Below are 1,855 nucleotides of genomic sequence, written 5' to 3'. Positions count from 1 at the left end.
ATTCATGGCTAATTGCTTTGCTTGTTGCTGAAAGCTTGTGATATGTTTGATAGAAGGAAGTAATTCTTGCTTGTTTATGCTAGAATTAGGGCTAGCTCTCCAAAGTCTTGGTTAGCGGTGTATTTAATCTGCAAGAGAGAGGGCTTAGAGACTTCCCCGCCCGATTCTAATATATCACTCGCACCAGCAACTTCGCCGCCCTTAGCTTCATAAATTATTTGTGATTTTGAAATTTCATTGCGAATATTATTCTTTTCTCTACGTGCATGGCTGCTAAAAATCCATTCCCCATCATAACTCTTAGCTATACTCATAAAATAACGATTTTTATCTTTACCTATAAATTCTTTAATGAATAATATAGCATTGCCATTATCTAGCACTTTATCAGGATTCTCTAATGTGGGCTTAATGAAAGGTATGAAATTTTCTCTATTATTTTGATAAGTTTTGTTAGACTGCCCTTTGTAAGTTTTAAATCAGCTCCTTGAATATATTCTTTAACTTCATTTGGCACATTTGGTATAAAATCATCTTCCAAGCTTTTAAGATTAAAGGTTTTTAGCCAAAGCTCTTGTATAGCTTTTTGGTTTGTTGTATCTATAGCTTTATTGTTATTTGCATTAGCAAGCAATCTTGTATCTTTGTTAGGCTTAAGCTTTGGATAAGAAGCTTCGTATAAAGATTGCATTTGTGCTAAAAGCTGCTTTAGCTGTGTCCAAATTCTTTGAAATTCTAATTGTTGGTATTGCTTATTTAATATATATTGACTAGTAGCCACATTCCCTTTATTTTCTAGGTTATTTATTGGCACTAATGCGCTAGAATTAGAAGGTGAGATTAATGTGCTTCCTTTATAGTGTGGTTACATAGCCCGAATCATTAATAAGTCGAGTAATCTGTATATTATCTGCTTGATTTAATAATCTTTTTATTCTTTTTCTCTACTAATTGGACACCCACTAACTAATAAGTAACGTTATGCATTGTAGTTCTTCTGTAATCAGTATATAGAATAGATTATCTTTATTTTCATTTAGATTTTGAATAAGCTTTAAACAACTTTTTATCTTGCTAAGTAAAACTATATCTAGATTCTATATTATGTAAGAGATTAAATGTAGGTTATTTGAGTTATATAAGCTTTGTATTTTATGTTTAATTTTGAAATTTTGTTTGATATTATTATTCATTTGTCTAGTCTTTAGCTAGGCAAATTCTTTAAATCAAAACTTAAGAAATATAGTTAACTTAAAACTCTTTTCTAGGATCTGTTACTCCATAGTAAATACCTGTTTTTATATCTCGCACTATTGCATTTACATCGCCCATATCTGGAAGCTCTGTAATCTTATAACCCATTCTCTTTAGTGCGTCTTGTGTATCTTTATTAAGCCCAAATGATTCTACTCTTATCTCATCTGGTAACCATTGATGATGGATTCTTGAAAATTCAACGGCTTGAGATATGTTCATACCATGGTCTATAACATTAGAAATGACTTGCAACACTGTGGTAATAATCCTAGAGCCACCCGGACTTCCAACTACCATAAATAGTTTACCATCTTTGAGCAATATAGTAGGACTCATTGAACTTAAAGGACGTTTATTTGGTTCTATGGCATTTGCATCGTTGCCTATTAAACCATATAGATTTGGCACTCCGGGCTTAATAGAAAAATCGTCCATTTCATTATTTAATAAGAATCCAGCACCCTCAACAGCTACCATCGCACCATAACTGCCGTTAATTGTATAAGTAACACTTACAGCATTGCCCCATTTATCTGCTACTGAATAATGAGTTGTATGGTTACCTTCTTTAAATCCCTTTGCATTTGGATTAATAGCT

At 32.3% G+C, this 1,855-nt stretch carries 3 protein-coding genes; all 3 read right to left on the bottom strand.

Translation table 11 applies throughout. The features are described from left to right. Positions 1 to 74: 74 nt before the first annotated feature. Positions 75 to 413 carry a hypothetical protein gene (locus LS73_RS09695; RefSeq protein WP_233716136.1) on the bottom strand — a complete coding sequence of 113 codons (339 nt, stop codon included), beginning with the start codon at positions 411 to 413 and terminating at the stop codon, positions 75 to 77. After that, the gene (locus tag LS73_RS09690; RefSeq protein ID WP_138070035.1) at positions 398 to 781 is read right to left on the bottom strand and encodes a hypothetical protein; all 384 of its coding nucleotides are present in this window, start codon (positions 779 to 781) and stop codon (positions 398 to 400) included. The genes LS73_RS09695 and LS73_RS09690 overlap by 16 nt, the downstream gene beginning before the upstream one ends. Positions 782 to 1,251: 470 nt before the next feature. After that, the coding region (locus LS73_RS09685) for a gamma-glutamyltransferase (RefSeq protein WP_201273585.1) at positions 1,252 to 1,855 on the bottom strand (604 nt) is incomplete at its 5' end.

Origin of the sequence: Helicobacter muridarum (genome assembly GCF_000765805.2) — a bacterium.
GTDB classification, from domain to species: Bacteria; Campylobacterota; Campylobacteria; order Campylobacterales; family Helicobacteraceae; genus Helicobacter_A; species Helicobacter_A muridarum.
The sequence above is the reverse complement of the archived record's forward strand: the minus strand, read 5'-3'. Positions and strand labels throughout refer to the sequence as shown.